The organism is Pseudomonas pseudonitroreducens (genome assembly GCF_021603645.1).
Classification (GTDB): Bacteria; Pseudomonadota; Gammaproteobacteria; order Pseudomonadales; family Pseudomonadaceae; genus Pseudomonas; species Pseudomonas pseudonitroreducens.
In genome coordinates, this window is the sequence record NZ_BQHJ01000008.1 from 256,054 (window position 1) to 275,741 (window position 19,688).

Annotated in this window: 18 protein-coding genes; 4 read left to right on the plus strand and 14 right to left on the minus strand. The window is 61.6% G+C overall.

Features of this window, described 5'->3' with window-relative positions; all coding sequences use genetic code 11:
- Nucleotides 1–12: 12 nt before the first annotated feature.
- Nucleotides 13–624, plus strand: a complete 612-nt coding sequence (locus L6D89_RS20625) for a TetR/AcrR family transcriptional regulator (protein WP_196912348.1) — start codon at nucleotides 13–15, stop codon at nucleotides 622–624.
- 15 nt (nucleotides 625–639) lie between these two features.
- Here L6D89_RS20625 and L6D89_RS20630 read toward each other — a convergent pair whose 3' ends face one another.
- From L6D89_RS20630 to L6D89_RS20660, 7 genes are all read right to left on the minus strand, one after another.
- Complete coding sequence (locus L6D89_RS20630; protein ID WP_196912350.1) at nucleotides 640–1,839, minus strand: CaiB/BaiF CoA transferase family protein; 1,200 nt, start codon at nucleotides 1,837–1,839, stop codon at nucleotides 640–642.
- Between the two features lie 130 nt (nucleotides 1,840–1,969).
- A complete protein-coding gene (locus tag L6D89_RS20635) occupies nucleotides 1,970–2,182 on the minus strand; it encodes a hypothetical protein (protein ID WP_236201006.1) in 213 nt (70 codons plus the stop codon).
- 17 nt (nucleotides 2,183–2,199) lie between these two features.
- Nucleotides 2,200–2,967: an enoyl-CoA hydratase-related protein gene (locus L6D89_RS20640; protein ID WP_236201007.1), complete on the minus strand. Its 768-nt coding sequence runs from the start codon at nucleotides 2,965–2,967 to the stop codon at nucleotides 2,200–2,202.
- A 28-nt stretch (nucleotides 2,968–2,995) separates the two neighbouring features.
- Nucleotides 2,996–4,486, minus strand: a complete 1,491-nt coding sequence (locus L6D89_RS20645; protein ID WP_196912354.1) for an aldehyde dehydrogenase family protein — start codon at nucleotides 4,484–4,486, stop codon at nucleotides 2,996–2,998.
- A gap of 40 nt (nucleotides 4,487–4,526) precedes the next feature.
- Complete coding sequence (locus tag L6D89_RS20650) at nucleotides 4,527–6,203, minus strand: GMC family oxidoreductase (RefSeq protein WP_236201008.1); 1,677 nt, start codon at nucleotides 6,201–6,203, stop codon at nucleotides 4,527–4,529.
- An 89-nt stretch (nucleotides 6,204–6,292) separates the two neighbouring features.
- Nucleotides 6,293–7,495, minus strand: a complete 1,203-nt coding sequence (locus L6D89_RS20655) for an ABC transporter substrate-binding protein (RefSeq protein ID WP_236201009.1) — start codon at nucleotides 7,493–7,495, stop codon at nucleotides 6,293–6,295.
- Between the two features lie 51 nt (nucleotides 7,496–7,546).
- A complete protein-coding gene (locus L6D89_RS20660) occupies nucleotides 7,547–8,728 on the minus strand; it encodes a thiolase family protein (RefSeq protein WP_196912359.1) in 1,182 nt (393 codons plus the stop codon).
- A gap of 303 nt (nucleotides 8,729–9,031) precedes the next feature.
- On the opposite strand from L6D89_RS20660, the gene L6D89_RS20665 reads away from it, so the two are divergent.
- Both L6D89_RS20665 and L6D89_RS20670 read left to right on the plus strand, forming a co-directional pair.
- On the plus strand, nucleotides 9,032–10,657 hold the full coding sequence (locus L6D89_RS20665; protein ID WP_236201010.1) for an AMP-binding protein: 1,626 nt from the start codon (nucleotides 9,032–9,034) through the stop codon (nucleotides 10,655–10,657).
- Between the two features lie 94 nt (nucleotides 10,658–10,751).
- Nucleotides 10,752–11,594, plus strand: coding sequence for an alpha/beta fold hydrolase (locus L6D89_RS20670; protein ID WP_236201011.1), 843 nt, complete (start codon nucleotides 10,752–10,754; stop codon nucleotides 11,592–11,594).
- 6 nt (nucleotides 11,595–11,600) lie between these two features.
- Here L6D89_RS20670 and L6D89_RS20675 read toward each other — a convergent pair whose 3' ends face one another.
- Nucleotides 11,601–12,464 carry an acyl-CoA thioesterase gene (locus L6D89_RS20675; protein WP_196912364.1) on the minus strand — a complete coding sequence of 288 codons (864 nt, stop codon included), beginning with the start codon at nucleotides 12,462–12,464 and terminating at the stop codon, nucleotides 11,601–11,603.
- A gap of 159 nt (nucleotides 12,465–12,623) precedes the next feature.
- Here L6D89_RS20675 and L6D89_RS20680 point away from each other — a divergent pair, with 159 nt between their 5' ends.
- Nucleotides 12,624–13,652, plus strand: coding sequence for an FAD-binding protein (locus tag L6D89_RS20680; RefSeq protein ID WP_236201012.1), 1,029 nt, complete (start codon nucleotides 12,624–12,626; stop codon nucleotides 13,650–13,652).
- Nucleotides 13,653–13,682: 30 nt separating this feature from the next.
- Here L6D89_RS20680 and L6D89_RS20685 read toward each other — a convergent pair whose 3' ends face one another.
- The 6 genes from L6D89_RS20685 to L6D89_RS20710 form a co-directional block, all read right to left on the minus strand.
- On the minus strand, nucleotides 13,683–14,135 hold the full coding sequence (locus tag L6D89_RS20685; RefSeq protein WP_236201013.1) for a PaaI family thioesterase: 453 nt from the start codon (nucleotides 14,133–14,135) through the stop codon (nucleotides 13,683–13,685).
- A 10-nt stretch (nucleotides 14,136–14,145) separates the two neighbouring features.
- A complete protein-coding gene (locus tag L6D89_RS20690) occupies nucleotides 14,146–15,471 on the minus strand; it encodes an MFS transporter (protein WP_196912367.1) in 1,326 nt (441 codons plus the stop codon).
- 92 nt (nucleotides 15,472–15,563) lie between these two features.
- A complete protein-coding gene (locus tag L6D89_RS20695) occupies nucleotides 15,564–17,216 on the minus strand; it encodes an AMP-binding protein (RefSeq protein WP_236201014.1) in 1,653 nt (550 codons plus the stop codon).
- Nucleotides 17,213–18,058 carry an SDR family NAD(P)-dependent oxidoreductase gene (locus tag L6D89_RS20700; protein ID WP_236201015.1) on the minus strand — a complete coding sequence of 282 codons (846 nt, stop codon included), beginning with the start codon at nucleotides 18,056–18,058 and terminating at the stop codon, nucleotides 17,213–17,215. Before L6D89_RS20700 ends, L6D89_RS20695 begins: the two co-directional genes overlap by 4 nt.
- 34 nt (nucleotides 18,059–18,092) lie before the next feature.
- Nucleotides 18,093–18,869: an SDR family NAD(P)-dependent oxidoreductase gene (locus L6D89_RS20705; RefSeq protein WP_236201016.1), complete on the minus strand. Its 777-nt coding sequence runs from the start codon at nucleotides 18,867–18,869 to the stop codon at nucleotides 18,093–18,095.
- A gap of 56 nt (nucleotides 18,870–18,925) precedes the next feature.
- Nucleotides 18,926–19,684: an SDR family NAD(P)-dependent oxidoreductase gene (locus L6D89_RS20710; RefSeq protein WP_236201017.1), complete on the minus strand. Its 759-nt coding sequence runs from the start codon at nucleotides 19,682–19,684 to the stop codon at nucleotides 18,926–18,928.
- Between the last annotated feature and the right edge of the window lie 4 nt (nucleotides 19,685–19,688).

The following is a 19,688-nucleotide window of genomic DNA, read 5'->3' on the forward strand; positions in this document are numbered from 1 at the left end:
TCGAAAACGCCCATGGTAGTCAGACCCAGAGGTCGCCCCCGCAAGGAGCTGGATGCCGCACTGCTGGAGGCCGCCTCGGCGGAGTTTCTCGAACACGGCTACACCGATGCCAACATCGAGCGCATTGCCACGGCGGGCAACACCACCAAGCAGGCACTGTATCGGCGCTATCCCGGCAAGGAAGCCCTGTTCGAGGCGACCCTGGAACACTTGGCCCGTGAATTCGAACTGGATCTTGGCTTTCTCGATCGCCAACGCCCTCCCTCGGAAGCTCTGTACGACTTGGCGCGCGTATTCCACGACAAGCTGGCGACCCCCAAGGTCGTGGCCATGACCCGCCTGATCGGTTTCGAGAGTGCCCGCTTTCCCCAACTGATCCTGCATTTCCGCGAAGAAGTGAGGAAAGGCTTCATGGGGCCGATCACTGAGTACTTCCATTGGCTCAACGAGCAACGCATCGTTCAGATTGCCGATGCGGCGGAAGCCGCAGTGATCTTCTCGACCCTCACGGGGCGGCCTCTGGAAAGGCTGATGGGGGTGGTGATACCCACGGAAACCGTGGAACCGTACCTGCGCGAACTGGTGCGTTTCTTTCTCGCCGGCTATGCGCCGCGCCCCGACTGAGCGCGGTGCCGCTTCCTAGCGAATGACCCCTGCCTCGCGCAACTCGGCGATCCGTCGGTCATCCAGCCCTGTCTCGCGCAATACCTCATCGGTGTGCTGGGCGAATCGTGGGCCGGCTCTGAGCGTCCCTATGGGCTGTTGATCGAACTGCGCCGGAGAGACTCCGACCAGGTAATGGTCATGTTCATCGATCTCAACTCGGCTGACGAAACCGTTATCCAATGCTTGTGGATCGACGAGTACTTCAGCTGGGCTCTGGACAGGCGCCCAGACCCCCTCCAGAGTCTTCAAGCGTGCACACCAGTCCGCGTAATCGCGGGTGGCAAACACTTCATTCAGCTCACCGACCAGCGCCCGCGAATTATTATGGCGCGCAGCAGCATCCTTGAAGCGAAAGTCTTCGAGCAGCTCTGGGCGCTCGATATGGGCGACAAAGTCCGGCCACCACTTTTCCATCAGAAGACACAACGCAATCCAGCGGCCGTCGCGGGTCCGGTAATTGTTGGCAAGCGCGAAGGAGCTATCCTTCTGCGCCTCGATCGGGATGGTCGGCACGCCGATGCTGGTGGCCAACAGCGACTGCGACATGAGATAGGTACCGACCATGTACAACGCATTGTCGACCACCGCGCCCTTGCCCGTCCGCTCGCGCCGGAACAATGCCGCAGCGATGGCGCCGGCCAGCGTCACGCCTCCGCCAAGATCGCCAATCGAACCGGGCTGCTTGGGAGGCGCCGCGTCAGGCAGCGTCTGGTTGAAGCCGGCACCGGCCCGGCACCAAGCGGACGGGTAGTCGAACCCGCCGTCATTGGCCATGTCCCCGCGCAATCCATAGCCTGTGCCACGGGCATAAATCAGCCGGGGATTGCGACTTTGCAGATCCTCGGCTTCGATGCCGAGCTTCGCCCGAGCGTCGGCACGCAAGTTGGTCAGGAATACATCCGCACCGTCGATTAACCGGTACAGCTGTTCGCGTCCTTCGGGGTGCGTGAGGTCCAAAGCAATGCCTCGCTTACCGCGATTGCCAGTTTCGAAGAACGGATTGACCTTGCCATCGGCGCCCGGCAGGCGCATGTGTCTTGAAGCGTCGCCACCCTGCGCGCGCTCCACCTTGATCACATCGGCCCCCCAGTCGGCCAGTACCATCGCAGCGGCTGGTACGTAGGTATGTTCGGCCACCTCAATCACCCGCACTCCGTTCATTACGTCGTACATGATTCCTCCTGGCTGGACGCCACGTCGCATGGATTGGTGAAACGACCGGCAAAGCTGCCGGAGGCTTGCCACGCGAGCCCTTGGGCGGCACGCAACAAGCGATATCGCACTTCGTCTTCGGGGGTTCCGCTCAGGCGCTCCGCTTGCCCAGTTCAGTGGTCCGCAGATACTTGCCGACCACTTTCCGATTGAGGATCGAGCGCAGTGCGGCACTGCCGTCGGGCAGATCGCAGGTACGCACGACGTGCGGAACGAGCCTGCCGCCGGCAATCAACGTCTGCAGGTCCAGCAGAGTTTGCCGGCTCGCAGCGGGATTGCGTCGCGCCCACTGACCGATGTTCACGCCGATCGCCGCCTCACTCAGACTCCGCGCCAGCGTGGGGGGCGCTTCTCGGCAAAAGCCCGAGCGCCCTCCTGCGCGTCCGTGCTGTTGAACACCTGGCTGATGGTCTTCTGCACCTCCGGCCGCGTCGATGCGACCCCGTCCTGCACGCAGGCCCACATCAGCCGCTTGGTCGCGGCCACACCCAGCGGGGCATTGGCGGCCACCTTGTGGGCCAACTCCAGGGCCGTGGCGAGTACTGCCTCCGGTGCTACTACTCGATTGGCCAGGCCCAGTTGCTCAATCCGCTGCGCGTCGATGGTTTCGCCGGTCAGGCCCAGTTCCAACGCAACGGCGAGGGGAATCCGCGCGGGCAGCAGGACGCCTCCCCCTCCGGGAAACAAACCGTGCCTTACCTCAGGAATACCGAAACGCGCCGTCCGCGATACTACCGCCAGGTCGCAGCTGAGCATCAGTTCAAAGCCGCCGGCCACGGCAGTCCCCTGTGCTGCCGCAATCACCGGCTTGGAAAAGCGTCCTTCAATGAGCGCTTCGAAGTATTGGGTAGAGCGCGGCACACGATCGCCCGGGCCGGCGGCGAAATCCTTCAGGTCCATACCGGCGCAGAACGCCTTGTCTCCAGCCCCGGTCAGAACCACCACGCGCACCTCGGCGCAAAGCTCGGCTGATTCCAGTGCAGCGGACAAGGCCTCCATCAACTCGCTGTTCAGCGCGTTACGCTGCTCGGGACGGTTCAACGTCAATATTTCGACCTTTCCCTCGCGTTGACTCAACAGAACGGACATACATCTCTCCGAACAATCACAAGCTTGCTCAACCAATCGGATAGGTGATGGACTTCTCCAGGAGAAACTCCTTGAGCCAATCCTTGCCCAGTTCGCGGCCGATGCCGGAATGCTTGTAGCCACCAAAAGGCGCTTTGACGAAGAAGTCGCCGGTACCGCCATTGATCGCTACCCCACCGGTGCGCAAGCGCATCGCCATGCGGAAGGCCGTCGGGCGGTCAGCGGACATCACGGCGCCGCTGAGGCCGAACTTCGATGCGTTGGCCAGGCGGATCGCCTCTTCGTCGCTGTCGAAGCCGATCACCACGCCGATCGGGCCGAAGACTTCCTCCTGGGCCAGGGGCGAGGCGTTGTCGACATCGTCGAATAGCGTCGGCTCGTGGAAGAAGCCGCGGGTCAGGTGCGCCGGGCGCTTGCCTCCGCAGACCAGCGTGGCACCGGCATCGATGCCGATCTGCACGAACTGCTCAGTCTTCTGCCGCGCGCTCTCGCGGATCAGCGGGCCGACCACCACGGTGGGGTCCGCCGGATTGCCCAGCTTCAGGTAGCCCAGCACGCCCTTCACGGCCTCGACGAAGGCTGGACGTATCGAGTTATGCACCAGGTAGCGGGTGAGCAGCGCGCAACCCTGCCCTGCATGCAGAGACAGACTGAACGCCGCGGTCGCTGCGGCCTTCATCACGTCGGCGTCATGCCGCACGATTAGCGCAGATTTCCCGCCCAGCTCCAGGTGAACTTTCTTCAGGGTGTTCGCCGACTGGCGCAGGATCGCCTGGCCGACCTTATCCGAACCGGTAAAGGTCACCAGATCGACTCGCGGGTCTTCGGTAAGAATCGCACCGACCTCCGGTCCACCATTGATGACGCTGAGCACGCCAGGGGGCAGCCCCGCCTCGACAATGATCTCGTTCAGCAACAGGCCGCTGAAGGGCGTGAATTGCGAGGGTTTGAGCACCACCGTGTTGCCAGTCAGCAACGCCGGCACCGCCTTCACCACGTTGAGCAGGAAGGGATAGTTATAAGGCGTGATGCCAACCACCACCCCGTAGGGCTCCTGTACTACTACGCCAGAGCCGAACAACTCGCCCGCCCCTGGATCGAATGGGTTGGCCTTGAGCTCGATGGCCACGCTTTCCGGCTCCAGGCGCTGGGCCAGCTTGATCGCGTAGTCGATAGCCTCCAGCGCGCCCTTGTACTGTGCGCTGTTCATCAGCAGCTGCGCCGCGCCCACTTCGGCGATCAGCAACTGCTGGATCAGGCTCTCGCGTTTGACGATGGCGGCACGGAAACGTTGGATGGCCTCGATCCGTGCCTCGATCGGCAGTGTTGGCCATGGCCCCTCGTCGAACGCCTGACGGGCCGCCGCCAGTGCCTGGTCGACCTCGGCTCGGCCGGCCAGCGGGGCCTCGCCGATGATCTCTTCGGTGGCTGGGTTGAGAATCGGCTCATAGCCCTGAGAAGGCAGCACCCACTCGCCGCCAATGAAGAATTCCTTGCTGTCGGTGTAGGGAACGGACATGGATCGGCCCTTCTATCTGGATGTGGGTTGGTCGAATGCGTCAGGAGTGGCTGGACAGCTCGGATACCGGGCTGGAAACCGTCACCGGGGATGTCGGCATGGGCTGCCCGTCGGCCTGTCTGCCCGTGATGATCTCCGCCGCGCGCAGGGCGATAGCCATTGCCGGAGCGTTGGTGTTACCCGAAGGAAGGCTCGGCATGATCGAGGTGTCGACCACCCGCACACCGCTGACGCCCTTCACCCGCAATTCGGGGTCGAGCACCGCGTCGTCGTCGCTGCCCATGCGGCAGGTGCAGGAGACGTGATAGGCGGTCCGACCGATCTGCCGAGCCGCATCGAGCAGCTCCGCGTCGCTCTGGTACCGCGCTCCGGGTACTTCCTCGGAAACCACCAGGGGTTCCAGTGCGGGCTGCGCCACCAGCTGCCGTACCCAGCGAATCAGCGAAACTGCAGAGTCCCGGTCGATCTGTGCCGACAAGTAGTTGGCGCTGATCCTTGGCGCGACGGCGGGGTCCGCCGAGGCGATCGCCACCTCTCCGCGGCTTTCCGGGCGCGTGAAGTAGCAATAGAACGTCAGGCCGTGTTCCTTCTCGGGAACCACCTGGTTGTTGGCCTTGACGGTCAGTGAATGCAGGCTGACGCCGATCTGTGCATCGGCACGCTCGGCGTCGGCGCGGGTTTTCACGAAACCACCGGCCTCATGCGCGGCATGGGTCAACGGGCCGCTGCCACGCACGTAGTAGCTCCAGAGCGAGCCGAGCAGTCCCAGGCCGCGAAAAGCGTAATTGAGGCTGCCGCTGCGCACCCGGTACTGCAAGGGCAGGCAGAGATGTTCACGTAGGTTCTGCCCGACCTGCGCGCGGTCAGCGACCACCGCAATGCCGTGCTCGCGCAGCAGCGCTGCCGGACCAACCCCGGAGAGCTGCAACAGCTTCGGCGACTCGATGGCCCCGGCACTGAGGATCACTTCGCGACCGATGCCGATCTCGCGCAGGCCCGTCTTCTCACGAATACTTACGCTGGTCGCACGGGTGCCATCGAAGTTGATCTTCACGACATCGGTGCTGGTGAGGATGCTGAGGTTGGGGCGACTCCGCACCGGATCGAGAAAGGCCCTCGCGGCACTGAAGCGCTGGCCATTCCAGGTGTTCTGTGGTTGGTAGCCGAAAGCCCCCTGCTCCACTGTGTCGACATGGTTGGTGTCGGCCACGCGGGGCGTCCCGCTTTGCTGGGCCGCCTCAATCACCGCTTCACACAATGGCGAGCCGGAAGGATGAATGGTCACCTTCAACGGACCACCAACGCCACGGCCGTCGGCGGCTCCAAGGACATGATCCTCCAGCGCTACGAACTGCCGCCCAATGTCGCTCCAGCCCCAGCCGGTGCAGCCAGCCGCTTCCCAGGCATCGTAGTCGGCAGGTGCGCCGCGTACGTAAACCATGCCGTTGATCGAGCTGGAGCCGCCCAGGGCCCTCCCCTTTAACCACAACTCGGAGGGCTGGTCATTACCCGGTTCGATTCGGTAGTCCCAGACGTGCCTATTGCCGGCGACCAGCAGCTTGCCGATTCCGCGCGGCATGCGAATCATTGGATCACGGTCGGCGGGGCCGCTTTCCACCAGCAGGACGCTGCAGGAAGGATCGGCCGAGAGACGATTGGCCAGGACGCAGCCAGCCGAACCCGCACCGACGACTATGTAGTCGTATCGCTGTTGCATGGCACGCACCTTGTTATCGTTATTTTGCGCCCGAAGAAAATAACACAATATCAGCTTTTGACAATTCGAAATAACCCTATCGGCACTATTCAGTCAGCGCCTTCAGGACTCCGCTCCCACAGCACCTGCTTCGTACTGGGTACGGCAATGTCTCCATCCATCGAATAGAGAATCTCGAAATAATCCTGCTTGAGTGGATCCTTGAGCACTTCCTCGCGAGGTTTCACCTTAACCACGTACATGCTCTGGACATTCTGGTGGTCAAGGGCACGCCATTTCTGCGAGTCCTTGAGCAGGCTGTAGGGGTGTTCTTCGAGCGCCGGGATCAGCGCTGCAGTGTCAACAGTGCCGGCGCGGGACACCGCATCGCGCCACTGGTAGAGAATGTCGAAGGCCGAAGCCGCGGCGCTGGACGGGTAGGCCTGATAGTGGCTGATGTAGTCGGCAACGAATTTTTCTCCACGTGCGCTGGCCACCCGCTTCGGTACTTGCCAGGTCCAGGTATCGCTACCCAGCACGCCGGCCATCAACGCGGGACCGGCCTGCTCAACCAGGTCCTGGTTGAGGTTCGGCACTACCACCAACATGCGCTCCTTCAGGCGCAATTCGCCAACCATGCGCATGGCGTTCACCACATCCGCCCCGTAAAGCATCAACACCAGAACATCGGCGTCGCTGTCCGCGGCCTGGGTCAATGCCTCCCGGTGATACTTGAGGCCGAACCCTTCGGTGGCGTGGGACAGGGTTGCGAGACTACCGCTACGGCCATTGCTGATGACATCGTCGCTGGAGATGATGAAGTAACGTTTGCCCGGGTAGGTGGTCTCCAGGTACTCCATCAGCACATTGCTAGCCATCCTCGCACTGGCGCCCTCGCGGAACAGGTTCGGCTGGCCCTCGCGACCAGTCACCCGGTCGGCATAGGCCATGGGCACGAAGTAAGGCAGGCGTAACTTTCGCGCCTGCGCCCCGGCGGCAATTACCTCATCGCTGGATGCTCCCCCCATGAGCATCACTGCCCCCTGCGCGGCCAGCTGATTGACGTTGTCGACAGCCGCCGCTGCCTGGCCACCACTGTTGCGGCTGACCAGCCTGAGCGGACGCCCAAGCACACCACCGGCGGCGTTGATCTCGTCCACCGCGAGTAGAGCTCCACGCATCTGCGAAACGCCTTCCCACTTGTGACTACCGGTGCTCGGATAACTCAGGCCGATCACCCAGGGCTCTACAGCCAGCGCCAAGCTCGGCGCGCAGGCAAGCTCCAGGAGGGCTGCCAAGTACACAGCACGCATCCCGCACTCCTCAGTCTTGTCGTTATGTATTTTCGCCGAGAACGGCCTTGGTCAGTCCCGAGATAGCAGCACGGCACCTGCCAGTGGGCCGCCGCCATTGGCCGCGACTGCCAGCCTCGGCTGTCCCGGCACCTGGCGAGCCTCGCCTTCGCCGCGCAGTTGCACGACGGCCTCGTGTACATGGCCTAACCCATGCAGGCGGCCGGCGGATAGCTGGCCACCATGGGTGGCCAATGGCAACTCACCGTCCAGAGCGATGCGCCGCCCCCCTTCGACGAAGGCCGCGGCCTCCCCACGACCGCAAAAGCCAAGGCCCTCCAGCCACAGAAGGGTGAGGAAGCTGAATCCGTCGTAGAGCTCGGCGACGTCGACATCCTTGGGCTTGTAGTCGGTTCGGCTCCAAAGGCGCTTGCCGGCGGCCTCCGCGGTGTAGCGTGTCAGGTCACCCATCTGGTCCCAGGCATCGCGGCCACTGAAGGGGCCGCAGATGGACTCGATAGTGACCGCTTTGCTGCGCAGGTCCACTGCGGTATCGCGATGAGAAACGATCAGTGCAGTAGCACCATCGACGGGCACATCGCAGTCGTACAGGCACAGCGGCGTGGAAATCATCCGCGCTGCCAGATATTGCTCCATGCTCAGTGGCTCGCGATAAACAGCCTTGGGATTCAGCCCAGCGTTGTGCCGTGCGTTCAGGGCGACGGCCGCCAACTGCTCGCGAGTCGCACCGAACTCATGAAAATAGCGGCTGGCGACCAGCGCCACCCAGTTTGCTGCCGAAGCCGCCTGGAACGGTACAAGGAACTCAGCGAAACCAGAAACTCGTTGTGTGCCGCCCACCGTGCTGGAGCGGATGCCTTCGGCCAAGGCACTGGACTCAGTGACCGTGCGGTAGACCAATACATGCCGCGCCTGCCCGGAGACCACGGCCATGCAGGCGTTGATTAGCGCGCTCATCTGGGTCGCCTCGTTGCCAGCGCTGTACCAGTTGAGCTCCAAACCCAGGGACTCCTTGACCTGCCCGATAGACACCGGCGAGAACGCCGGCATGTCGGCACGGTAGCCCGGCCAGCTGGCGACCCCATCAATTTGCGAGCGATCCAGCCCGGCGTCGCCCAAGGCAGCAAGCACCGCTTCCAGGGTCAGGTCCAAACCACTGCGCCCGAGGCGGCGCCCCACGGCCGACTGACCGATACCGGAAATTATTGCTGCACGTTCGGGAGCGGTCGCCATGTGTCTTCCTCATTAGGCTTGCAGGCTGGGTTGGATAGGGTGAATAGGCCGACCACAGGGCATTTCCCCACGACGGACTCCCGGCGCATCATTCTGGGATGGGTTCGCAGAAGGTCTGCCATCAAGTATTGACCCCTCATTCACACTGCGGCAGACTCTAAAAAATGTCAATCAGTCAGTTATTGGTCTTTCGTTGCCCCTGCAATGCGGCACCGGAAACTGATCGAAAGGCCATGGTATCGAGACAGCCCCACGCCACCTGACGATGGGGCGGTTATAACAACAACAGCGAGGTCAAGATTCATGTCTACACGCGAACCCGGCTGGAGCACTGACCAGGTCGACACTATTAATGCGGTGCTCAAGCGCGCCACCGAGCGGTATGGAGAGCGCAAGTTCCTTGACGTTCTCGGTGACACCTACAGCTTCGCCGACCTGGACCGAGAGTCCAGCCGCCTGGCCAATGGTCTGAAAGGCCTGGGCGTGAGCAAGGGTCAGACAGTGGTAACCATACTCGACAACTCAGCTGATGCGGTCTTCATCTGGCTGGCCATCAACAAGCTGGGCGCCATCAGCGTACCGGTGAATACCGCACTGAAAGGCGAGTTTCTCCGCCATCAGGTTTCCGACGCCGACGCTGCGGTGATCATCGCCGAAAGCGACTACGCCGAGCGCGTAGCCCTTATCGCCGAGCGCCTGCCCAAGCTGCAAACGCTGGTCTATCGTGGTGCGGTGCCGGACTTGGTGCTGAACAAGCCGTTACTCGATTGGACGGCGATTCGCAGCGACGACACCAGCCTTCCAGAGGTGGACGTGGCGCCCGGCGATCTCGCCATGCTTATTTACACTGGCGGCACCACCGGGCCATCGAAGGGCTGCATGATCAGCCACAACTATGCCTGTAGCCTCGCACGTCAGATGCTGGTGATCACCAACCGTCAGGAAGACACCATTACCTGGTCGCCATTGCCACTGTTCCACTTCAACGCTGTGGCTACCACAGTGCTGTCCAACCTGATCGCTGGCGCCCAGGTCGCGCTTTACACACGCTTCTCGGTGTCCAACTTCTGGCCAGAGATCGAACGCACCGGTGCCAATGAAGTCCAGTTACTCGCCTCGATGATGCCGATGCTGGCTGGCGCCCCCGAAAATGACGCCATGAAACGTTGCTATGGTCAGCTCAAAGCAGTCTGGGGCGCCCCCTTCCCGGAGGCAGTACAGAATGCCTGGAAGGAACGTTTCGGTGTTACTCACACCATTTGCGGCGGTTTCGGTCTGAGCGAATGCTCGCTGCCAACCATCCTACCGTTTGGCACGCCAATGCGTGCCAACAGCTCCGGCAAACGCAACACCGAGTACTTCGACGTGCGTATCGTCGACGACAATGATGTCGAGCTGCCACCCAATACCCCCGGCGAGATCATCGTCCGCCCGCGCAAACCACACGTCATGTTCGAGGGCTACTGGCGCCGCCCGGAGGATACCCTCAAGGTCATGCGCAACATGTGGTTCCACACTGGCGACATCGGTATGTTCGATGTGGATGACTATTTCTATTTCCTCGACCGCAAGAAGGACTATCTCCGTCGCCGGGGAGAGAACATCTCCAGCTTCGAGGTCGAAAGCGCCTTCCTGCAGCATCAGGCGGTAGACGAAGTCGCTGCTCATGCGGTGCTTTCCGACCTGGGAGAGGATGAGCTGAAGGTGACCATCACCCTCAAGGCCGAAATCAGCCTGAGCGAGGAAGATCTTTGCCGCTGGGCGGCCGACCAGATGCCCTATTACGCAGTACCGCGCTACATCGAGTTCCGCAGCGCACTGCCGAAGAGCCCTCTGGGTCGCGTCTATAAATTCCAGCTACGGGACGAAGGCGTTACCAGTACCACTTGGGACCGGGAGAAAGCCGGCTTCAAATTGGCCAAACGCTGAGCACCCGTAAGCTTTGATCGCTGAGCCGGGGCTTCGCAGATCATCGCGAAGCCTTCGGTCGCAGCCTACCCTTCTGCCGCGCAAGGGGTTTGCAATGAATACCAGCTTCCTAGGTGCATCGGGTAATCGCCTGGCCGCCGATGTATCAGGCCCACAAGATGCACCAGTGGTGTTGCTCCTCCACGGCGGAGGGCAGACCCGCCATTCCTGGGCCCGAGCCCACCGCGAACTGGCGGCCCAAGGTTACCGGGCAATTTCGGTAGATGCCCGTGGCCATGGCGACTCAGACTGGAGCGCCGATGGCAACTACAGCCTGGAAGCGCAAGTCGCTGATGTGCTTGCTCTGATCGACCAGGTCGGCGGCAGTCCCGCCCTGGTTGGCGCCTCCATGGGGGGAACCTATTCGCTGATGGCCTGCGGACTACACCCAGGCATTGCTTCCGCTCTAGTGCTGGTGGATGTCACACCTCGCCTGGAGGCCCGAGGCATCGAACACATCATCGGTTTCATGAAACGCCATATCGATGGTTTCGAGACGCTTCAACAGGCGGCCGACGCGGTAGCCGCATACAACCCGAATCGACGGATGGTCGACAGCAATGCGGGCCTGGCGAAGAATCTGCGGCAACGGGACGACGGTCGCTGGTACTGGCATTGGGACCCGCGCTTCATGGAGGGTGATCACCAGTCGAAGGTCGACCATATCAGCCAGCGGATGGGGCAGCTCGCTACCCATGTGGAAATCCCGACGCTGCTCGTCCGCGGCAAGCAAAGCGACGTAGTCAGCCTGGAGGGGGTCCGTGAACTGCGCGCCCTGATACCTCAACTGGAATTCGTCGACATCGAGGGAGCGGGCCACATGGTCGCCGGCGACCGTAACGACCGTTTCAACAGCGCCATCCTGTCCTTTCTCGAACGCTCCTTTCCCTTGCCCTGATGAGCGCTACTGGCGTTCCGTCACCAGGCAGTCCTGGGCAACCGACGCAACCAATCGCCGCGATTGATCATAGATACGGGCTAACGACAAGCCACGTCCCATCTGCATGCAGGGGCTGTCGGAGACGAAGAGCAGCCATCCATCAGCACGACATGCCTGGTGAAACCACAGGGAGTGATTGAGGCTGGAGACAAACAGGCGATCCCGCGCGTGCTCAATTGGCATGTGATAACTGATAGCAGCGCTATTGATCCAAAAATCGCTGAGGTAGGCCAGAGCGGAGCAATGCACATCGGCATCATCTGTCAACGGCTCGCGCAACTTAACCCAGTAAGCCACGACGGGCTGCTCGGGAGTCCGTTGCAGGTAGTCGCGCGCGTTGACAATGCGCAGTTCCAGCCCAGCTTTTTCGAAACGCGCCCAGGCCCCCTCATCCAGCTCGCTCAAGCCTTGCAAGGCATCGGGGCCTGGGAGGTCGGGCGCCGCCTCCACATGCGCATAGCCGCCCATCTCCACTTGGAAAGTGGCTTGCGCATCAAGCACCCGCTTTTCTCCCTGCAACCCACTTACCCGCAGGCTGGTAAAGCGCTTGCCGCTCTGCAATACCTCAACCTGGTAGCGCAACGGCTGGTCCACCTGCGCGCCCTGCAGGAACAGGCAGTGTAGCGATGCTGGCAGGCGCACCGGACAGGCGCTGCGTGCCGCCATCAGTGCCTGACCAAGCAGTTGGCCACCGAAGGCACGGCCATTCAGGTTGGCGTCATGCCTGACTGCGAGCAGATCGCCGCCGGCTTGGCGCTGCAGTTGGAACAGTTTCGGCAAATCCGGCGCCAAGGTATCAGCAGGGACAATTCGAGGCAGGATGGTCATGGCTGGAGGCTCCGCTCTAATGTTGATCCGAAGCCGGTATTCAGGCTCTTTCAGTGATCTGGACACTACCCAATTAACTGACACATAGTCAATTATTGTGTATTCAGATACTGTTTCCGAAGCAGCCCTCCACTAGAAAACAAAACAAGAGAGTCAGGCATGACGGATAGCGATATCAGCGCATCACTGAAAGAAATGGTTTGCCAGGCGGCCAAGCAGGGCCGGCATCTCGCTATAGGGCGCTTCAGTGACCAGAATCCTTCTGACCTGGATGTCGACCTTCGACGACACAGCGGCATCCTCGATCTCGATACTGATGGCAGGAGCGTCAACGTTCGCACCGGCACGCCACTTCAACAGCTGAACCTGGCGCTGAAAAAGGTCGGCTATACCTTGCCCTTCGAGCCACCTCACTTCGGCGCCGAGACCATGGTCGGGAGCATGGTAGCCCGCGGCATGGTCGGCCCTCGTCGCCCCTGGGCTGGCGATCTGGCAGACAATCTGTTGGGCGGTGAGCTCATCGATGGCCTGGGTCAAATTCGCGAGTTCGGCATCGGCGCTAAAGACGAATTCGCCGGCCCGGAGATGATCCGGCACATCGCCGGTAGTGCTGGAAAGCTGGCCTTACTCACCGAGGTCCGACTGCGGATTGTTCCCTGCCCGCAATACAGCCGGACTATACGACTTGAAATCGATCCTGGTGTCGCCCTCCAGCGGGAGGGTCGATGGACAGACTTACGCTCGCCTATCAACGCGTTCTGCCATACCGGCGAGGCTCTCTATCTACGTCTGGAAGGCAATTGCGAGGCAGTCCTCGGAGCGTGCGACCAGCTTGGCGGCGACAGCGCGTCCGCCACGCTGTGGGAGGATCTGCGCGAACTGCGCCTGGCGTTCTTTCGTGACCCACGGCCACTCTGGGAGCTTTCGGCTGCAGAGGGTGCGCCACTGACTCGCCTGCCTGGGCAGGTTTTATTGGAATGGAATGGGCGTCGTCGTTGGCTGAAAAGCGATGCGCCGGCGGCCGCTATCCGCCGTGCCGCCCAAGCTCTTGGTGGCCACGCCAGATGCTTTGATGCAAGAAGTGCAATGTGGGTCGAACCGACGGTCGACAATGCGATGAAACTCCGGCTCGATCCCCAGGGAGTGTTCGGGCAGTCACTCATCAGCGAGCGCGCTGCGGCAATCTAGGCTACCGCAGCGCTTTACCTCGAAGAATACTTAGACTAGCGACATTGAACGGCGGACATACTTGAACGTCCCCGTAGCCGTGGCTACCAACTCACCGCTCTCACTACGGACTTCGCCATCGCAGAAAGCCAGAGACCCACCGCTCGTGCGCAGTCTACCGCGGGCATGTAGCACCTCGCCGGGACTGCCACCGGGTCGCATGAAATTGGTCTTCAACTCGATGGTCACGCAGGGGCGGCCGTCGCCGTGACCCAGGGTGCAACAGGCCAGTACCGCATCCATGAGGGTCATAATCAGCCCGCCATGGGCCGTTTCCCCACCATTCATGTGGTGCTCAGCGAGTTGCAGGCGCATCGATACCCCCTCCTCGTCAAACTCCGGAGCACCCAGGATGCCAAGGTGCGTCAGCAGCGGGTCCAGGCCGCGCATTGGAGGTACGCTGGCCACGTAGGCATTCACTTCCTGAAAGTTTCTCTCAGCCATCGTGGCTCTCCTAGCTACGCGAAAGGACAGCACCAGCGTCGTCCTGAGACGACTCAGCCGGTGCAGAAGGTGCCAGCGGTGCCTGGAATTTTGGGTATCGACCCATTGCCAGAATCAGTGCCGCGCCCAAAGCAAAGGTGACAATGCAGTGCAGCAGCATGCCGCTGTAGGAACCGGACAGCGAATACAGATAGGCGAAGTAAAATGGCGCCAGGGTGGCGCCCAGGCCAATGATTCCCATGTGCAGGCTGAACACCCGGCTGTAGTCGCGCATACCGAAATAGCGCGCCATAAGGAAGGCAGCAATATCCATCTCGGCCCCGGCCCCGAGGCCGACCAGTGCCGAGGCCAACATCAAGCTGGACATGTGCGAGTCGACAGTGGAGTAAATCAGGCAGCCCACAGCTGGCAGGGCCAACACCACGAAAGCGACACCCGGTGCCCACAGGCGATCCACCAGATAGCCGACCAGCACCCGTCCGAAGATCAGCGAAATCCCGAATACACTGAAGGCCAGTGCCGCATCACTGGCGGAGAGCCCTTTGTCCCGCAGCATGGGAACAGTGCTCGTGACCATCCCAACCATCGAAGTCACTGAGAACAAGAGCGCCACGTTACATAGCCAAAAGCGTTTGCTGCGTGCAGTTTCGCTGAGCGACAAGCCCGGCAACCTCGGGCGCGACGCCTCCGCCCGAGGTGCCGCGACGACTGAAGGCGACTGGCTGCTCATCCAAAACAACGACAGCGGAAGGGTCACCAATAGCGGCAGCGCGGCGAGCACCCAGTAGCCAGCCCGCCAGCCCCAGTGTCCAATAGCCCAACTGATCAGCGTCGGCAGGATCAATGCCGCCAGGCCAGTGCCGCTGAGAATGATCGCCAGAGCCAATCCGCGATTGCGGTCGAACCAAAGATTGACTAATTGCGTCCAGGTCACGGTAGTAGTGCCCATACCGGCAAATGCCAACAGGGTATAGGCGATGTACAGCTGCCAGATCGGGCCATCGATGAAGGTCACTAGCAGATAGCCTAGCGAGAGTGCCAGCAACGAACCGATCGTCACCGGACGCAGGCCGTAGCGACGGATCAGCCAGCCGCTGATCTGTACCGAAACGACAGCAGCAGCAAACAGGAATGAAATCGCCGGCTGGATTTCCGCGCGCGGCCAGCCGAAGGCATCTTGCAGGGGCAATACGAGCGCGCCGAACGAATACAGCGGAGCGACGCTGACCGAGGTGAGAATTCCGATCAGCGCCAGGATCAGGATTCTCCACCCGAGATGGAATTCGGTGAAGTCGATAGCCATCGACGGGCGCTGAGACTCTTGCGAGTGCGACATGGGGCAGCTCCGCGGTTATTGTTGTTTTTCGCATTCTATACAGGGACGCGCAATAAATGACACTTATTTATTTATTGCGCAACCAAGCTGTTTCAGCGTTTGTCGAAAGTAACGCCGGCACGCACCCGATCCCAGGTCTTTGCGGTGATTCCGTCGTCGCGCAGCTGATACTTGAGTACTCGCCCCACCGGGCTTTTCGGTAACTCGCGGCGAAACTCGATGAAGCGCGGTACCGCATAGTAGGGCACGCGCTCGATGGCCCAGCGGCATAGCGCTTCCTCATCCAGGCGGCTACCCTCGTGCAGCACTGCAGTGACCTTGACTTCGTCTTCAGAGAGCTCGGAGAACACCGCGTGCACCGCAACCTCGGCAATTTCCGGGTGGGCAATGAATGTCCTTTCCATCTCGAATCCGGAGATGTTCTCGCCGCCGCGACGCATGTAGTCCTTCTTGCGATCAAGGAAGAAGAAGAAACCATCCTCATCGATCTTGCCGATGTCGCCAGTGTGGAACCACATATTGCGCATGACCTTGAGTGTGTCTGCAGGGCGGTTCCAATAGCCTTCGAACATGACGTGGGGCTTGAGCGGGCGGACGATCAGCTCGCCAGGCGTGCCATAGGGCAATTCGATATCGTTGTCGTCCACCACCCGGATGTCGAAGGAGTCGCAACGCCGTCCCGCGCAACCAGGTTTCTCAGGCGCGCCGAATGGCAGCATGGTGACGATGGCGCACTCAGTCAGACCGAAGCCGGCACCGCCGACGGTATGTCGCACACCGAAGCGCTCTCGCCAGCGTCGCTGGACTTCACTGGTAAAAGGTGCGCTGTAGACCTTGTTTAGCTGGCCGATGCAGCGCTGCATGGCATCGTTCTCCGGTGCCTCGGCAAGCAATGGTGCCATGGAGGCCAGCAGGTTGGCCTCATTGGCGCCACTGCGTTCGATGTCTGGCCAGAACCCGGAAACGGAGAAGCGTGGATAGATCACCGCGCGGGCGCCGATCATCAGGTTGCACAATACAGTCGTCACGGTGGCGTTGAGATGGAACAACGGCAGCGGCGTCCAGGTGATCGATTGCGGGGTACGCCCATGCGCCTCGTTGATCTGCCGAGCCTCATTGCAGGCATTGTTGTGGCTGATCATGCAACCCTTGGAAGGCCCTGTGGTGCCGCCGGTATAGATCAGCATGGTCAAGTCGCGCGGTAGCACTTCTACCTGCGGGTCACTGCAATCATTGCTGCGTAGGGTCTCCAGAGAGAGCAGGCGTTTACCTGCCAGCGCTGCCGTGGGCGCCGCGCCTCGATAGGCGATGACTTGAAGGTGTGGTAACTGCTCGACTACCAGAGAGATGCGTTCGGCGTATTCGGTCTCAGTGATGACCAGCGTGGCATTGGCGTCACTGACCTGGTGCCGCAGGAACTCACCCTTCAGCGCGGTATTTACCGGCACGCTGATCGCCCCCAACTTATTCAGCGCGAACCAGAGCAGCACCGCATCGGCGCTATTGTCGAGCATGCTGACGACCGTCTGCCCCTTGGCAACCCCAAGACCAGCCAGGCCGTTCGCCAGGCGGCAACTCTCGCGCTGGATATCGGCGAAGCTATAAATGTCCCCTTGCACGTCAAGGAACGGCCGGTCGCCATAGGCCTCCGCGGCTCGGCGCACGACCGCGTTAACAGTGTCCAGCTCGCCGATGCTCCAACCGGGCAACGCTTTGTCATTCAGAGGGTAAGTGAAGCGGGTCATGCTTGCTGACTCCTGTTGCGGGTCGACTGTTCTTGGTTGAGGCGCTGCCATCGTTGCCCGGCAAGCTCCAGCGAGCCTTCATGGGTCAGTACGTAGAACCGTTCCTCGCGGATCGCAGCGATCAATGCTATCGCCACGTCATCGGCGCTCAGACGGGCGTTCTCCAGGGTTTCCTGGGTGCGTGCCTGGAACTGCCGCGCGGCCGCGGAAGGTTCTTGTGCGGTGGATTGCGGGTGGTCGCGACCTGGCCCGGTCAGGCCGCTGGGTACCATGCCAGGACACAACACCGAGACGCCGATGGCGGCGCCCTCAGTGCGCAGTTCGATGGCCAGGGATTCGGAAAGCGCCACCAGCGCAGCTTTTGCAGCGACGTACGGAGCAATGAAGGGAATCGCCATCAACCCGCCCATCGAAGCGGTATTGACGATGTGTCCCGGGCGACCGCTGGCGATCATTCGGGGGACAAAACTGTGCAGGCCGTGGATAACACCCATAAGATTGACGTCCAGCACCCGTCGCCAGTTGCCCAGGTCATGAGCCCAACTGGCTCGCGGGCGGTCGCCCGTTATCCCAGCGTTATTGCACAGCAGGTCGACCCCGCCTAATGCATCGATTTGCTCTGCCAGGACCTCGACAGCGCGGGCATCGGCGACATCAGCAGCTATCAGCAGTGCGTCGCCGCCCTCCTCTAGCAAGCTGGCCAGAGCCTGCTCTAAAGCCACTCCGGGTAAGTCGACGAGCACCACACGCATCCCTTCACGGCAGAAGGCACGTGCCATAGCCAAGCCCAGACCACTCGCAGCGCCGGTCACCACGGCGGTCTTGCGGTTCAGTTCGATCATGCGAATTCACTCGAAAGGTGCGAGTTACCGCCCTTCAGCGGATAGGGATGGTGCCACCGTCAACGCACAGCGTCTGGCCGGTAATGAATTGCGAACCCTCGCCGGCAAGGAACACCATTACCGGGGCCAGATCGCGCTCTGCGTCGCCAAGCTTGCCCCCCAGCGGCACGATGCGACTCATCATCTGGTCATGGGCAGCCAGCTCATCGGCGCTCATCTTGGCCCGATGGGCGTCATACATGGGTGTCCAGATCATCGGTGCTACGGCGTTCACCCGGATCCCGTGGCACGCCCACTCCTGAGCCAGGGTACGAGTCCACGCCAGCACTGCCCCCTTCGACGCCGCGTAGTGAGCCGCCCCCGGCATGCCGTTTAGGCCGGCAGCCGAACCGAAGTTGATAATCCGTCCTCCACCGGCATCACGCAGGAAGGGGAAGGCTACTTGGTTGGTGTGCAGGGTGCCGCGCACGTTAACGTCGAAAATCAGATTCCAGTCGTCACCGCCGATAGACTCCGCCGGCGCGGTGCGCTCGACCGCAGCGACGTTGGCCAGCACATCGAGTCCGCCCAGCCACTGGATTGCCTGATCAAAGCCTCCACGGACCTGCGTTGCATCGGCGATATCGCAGTGGAAATAGCGGACACGGCCGCTAAACCTCGCGCCCAGTTCCTCGACCACAGCGCGACCGAGGTCGTCTAGCACATCAAAGGAGGCAACTCGCGCGCCCTCCTCCACATAAGCTTTCACCACGCAGGCGCCGATACCTCGCGCACCGCCGGTGACAATGATTCTCTTGCCTTCGAGAAGCATGACGCTGTCCTCTTGTTCTTGTTGGTTTGCAGCGATGATCTATATGGCAGCAACAATCAGGGCAGGCCGCCGTCAACCTTGATCAGCGAACCAGTGGTGTAGCTGGAATGCGGGCTGGCCAGGTACAGCGCCGTAGTCACGACCTCCTCCGGGCGCCCTGGCCGGCCCAGGGCGTTGGCGCAACTCTGGCGCATCTCCTCGCTCCAGGCCTTGGCGATGTCGGTGAGGAAGGGGCCTGCGGAGATGGTGTTGACTCGCACTTTCGGCCCATACTCCTGAGCCAGACCGACGCTCATGGCATTGAGGGCCGCCTTGGCGCCGGCATAGGGGATGATCTGCGGCGAAGGGCGAATCCCCCCCGTGCTGCTGACGTTGATGATCGAGCCACCGGCACCCTCGACCATGCGTTGGGCGACCAGCGCACTGAGGCGGAAGGGCCCCTTGAAATTGAGCCCAATGACTTTGTCGAACAGCTCTTCGCTGACCTCGTGGGTCGGCACCGCCGGCGACATGCCGGCGTTGTTGACCAGCACATCGATATGCCCGAATTCGGCGTAGGCAACCTCGACCAGGCGCTCCACTTCGAGCCATTTTCCGACATGGCAGGCCACCGCCAGTGCGCGCCGGCCAAGCGCACGCACCTCCTCAGCCACCGCTTCGCAGGCTTCCAACTTGCGGCTGGCGATGATCACATCGGCGCCGTGCTCGGCGAATGCCCGAACCATCTGGTATCCCAAACCGCGACTACCGCCGGTAACCAGGATCACCTTGCCACTGAGATCAAACCAGCGGTCTGTCTTCGCATCGTTGCTCATCATG

What these genes read in the sequence shown, in the direction of transcription:
- L6D89_RS20645 (WP_196912354.1), bottom strand. Translation starts at nt 4,486, where the DNA reads ATGTCCGTTCCCTACACCGACAGCAAGGAATTCTTCATTGGCGGCGAG.
- L6D89_RS20690 (WP_196912367.1), bottom strand. Translation starts at nt 15,471, where the DNA reads ATGTCGCACTCGCAAGAGTCTCAGCGCCCGTCGATGGCTATCGACTTC.
- L6D89_RS20655 (WP_236201009.1), bottom strand. Translation starts at nt 7,495, where the DNA reads ATGCGTGCTGTGTACTTGGCAGCCCTCCTGGAGCTTGCCTGCGCGCCG.
- L6D89_RS20665 (WP_236201010.1), top strand. Translation starts at nt 9,032, where the DNA reads ATGTCTACACGCGAACCCGGCTGGAGCACTGACCAGGTCGACACTATT.
- L6D89_RS20705 (WP_236201016.1), bottom strand. Translation starts at nt 18,869, where the DNA reads ATGCTTCTCGAAGGCAAGAGAATCATTGTCACCGGCGGTGCGCGAGGT.
- L6D89_RS20710 (WP_236201017.1), bottom strand. Translation starts at nt 19,684, where the DNA reads ATGAGCAACGATGCGAAGACAGACCGCTGGTTTGATCTCAGTGGCAAG.
- L6D89_RS20660 (WP_196912359.1), bottom strand. Translation starts at nt 8,728, where the DNA reads ATGGCGACCGCTCCCGAACGTGCAGCAATAATTTCCGGTATCGGTCAG.
- L6D89_RS20695 (WP_236201014.1), bottom strand. Translation starts at nt 17,216, where the DNA reads ATGACCCGCTTCACTTACCCTCTGAATGACAAAGCGTTGCCCGGTTGG.
- L6D89_RS20680 (WP_236201012.1), top strand. Translation starts at nt 12,624, where the DNA reads ATGACGGATAGCGATATCAGCGCATCACTGAAAGAAATGGTTTGCCAG.
- L6D89_RS20675 (WP_196912364.1), bottom strand. Translation starts at nt 12,464, where the DNA reads ATGACCATCCTGCCTCGAATTGTCCCTGCTGATACCTTGGCGCCGGAT.
- L6D89_RS20630 (WP_196912350.1), bottom strand. Translation starts at nt 1,839, where the DNA reads ATGTACGACGTAATGAACGGAGTGCGGGTGATTGAGGTGGCCGAACAT.
- L6D89_RS20650 (WP_236201008.1), bottom strand. Translation starts at nt 6,203, where the DNA reads ATGCAACAGCGATACGACTACATAGTCGTCGGTGCGGGTTCGGCTGGC.
- L6D89_RS20700 (WP_236201015.1), bottom strand. Translation starts at nt 18,058, where the DNA reads ATGATCGAACTGAACCGCAAGACCGCCGTGGTGACCGGCGCTGCGAGT.
- L6D89_RS20685 (WP_236201013.1), bottom strand. Translation starts at nt 14,135, where the DNA reads ATGGCTGAGAGAAACTTTCAGGAAGTGAATGCCTACGTGGCCAGCGTA.
- L6D89_RS20640 (WP_236201007.1), bottom strand. Translation starts at nt 2,967, where the DNA reads ATGTCCGTTCTGTTGAGTCAACGCGAGGGAAAGGTCGAAATATTGACG.
- L6D89_RS20625 (WP_196912348.1), top strand. Translation starts at nt 13, where the DNA reads ATGGTAGTCAGACCCAGAGGTCGCCCCCGCAAGGAGCTGGATGCCGCA.
- L6D89_RS20670 (WP_236201011.1), top strand. Translation starts at nt 10,752, where the DNA reads ATGAATACCAGCTTCCTAGGTGCATCGGGTAATCGCCTGGCCGCCGAT.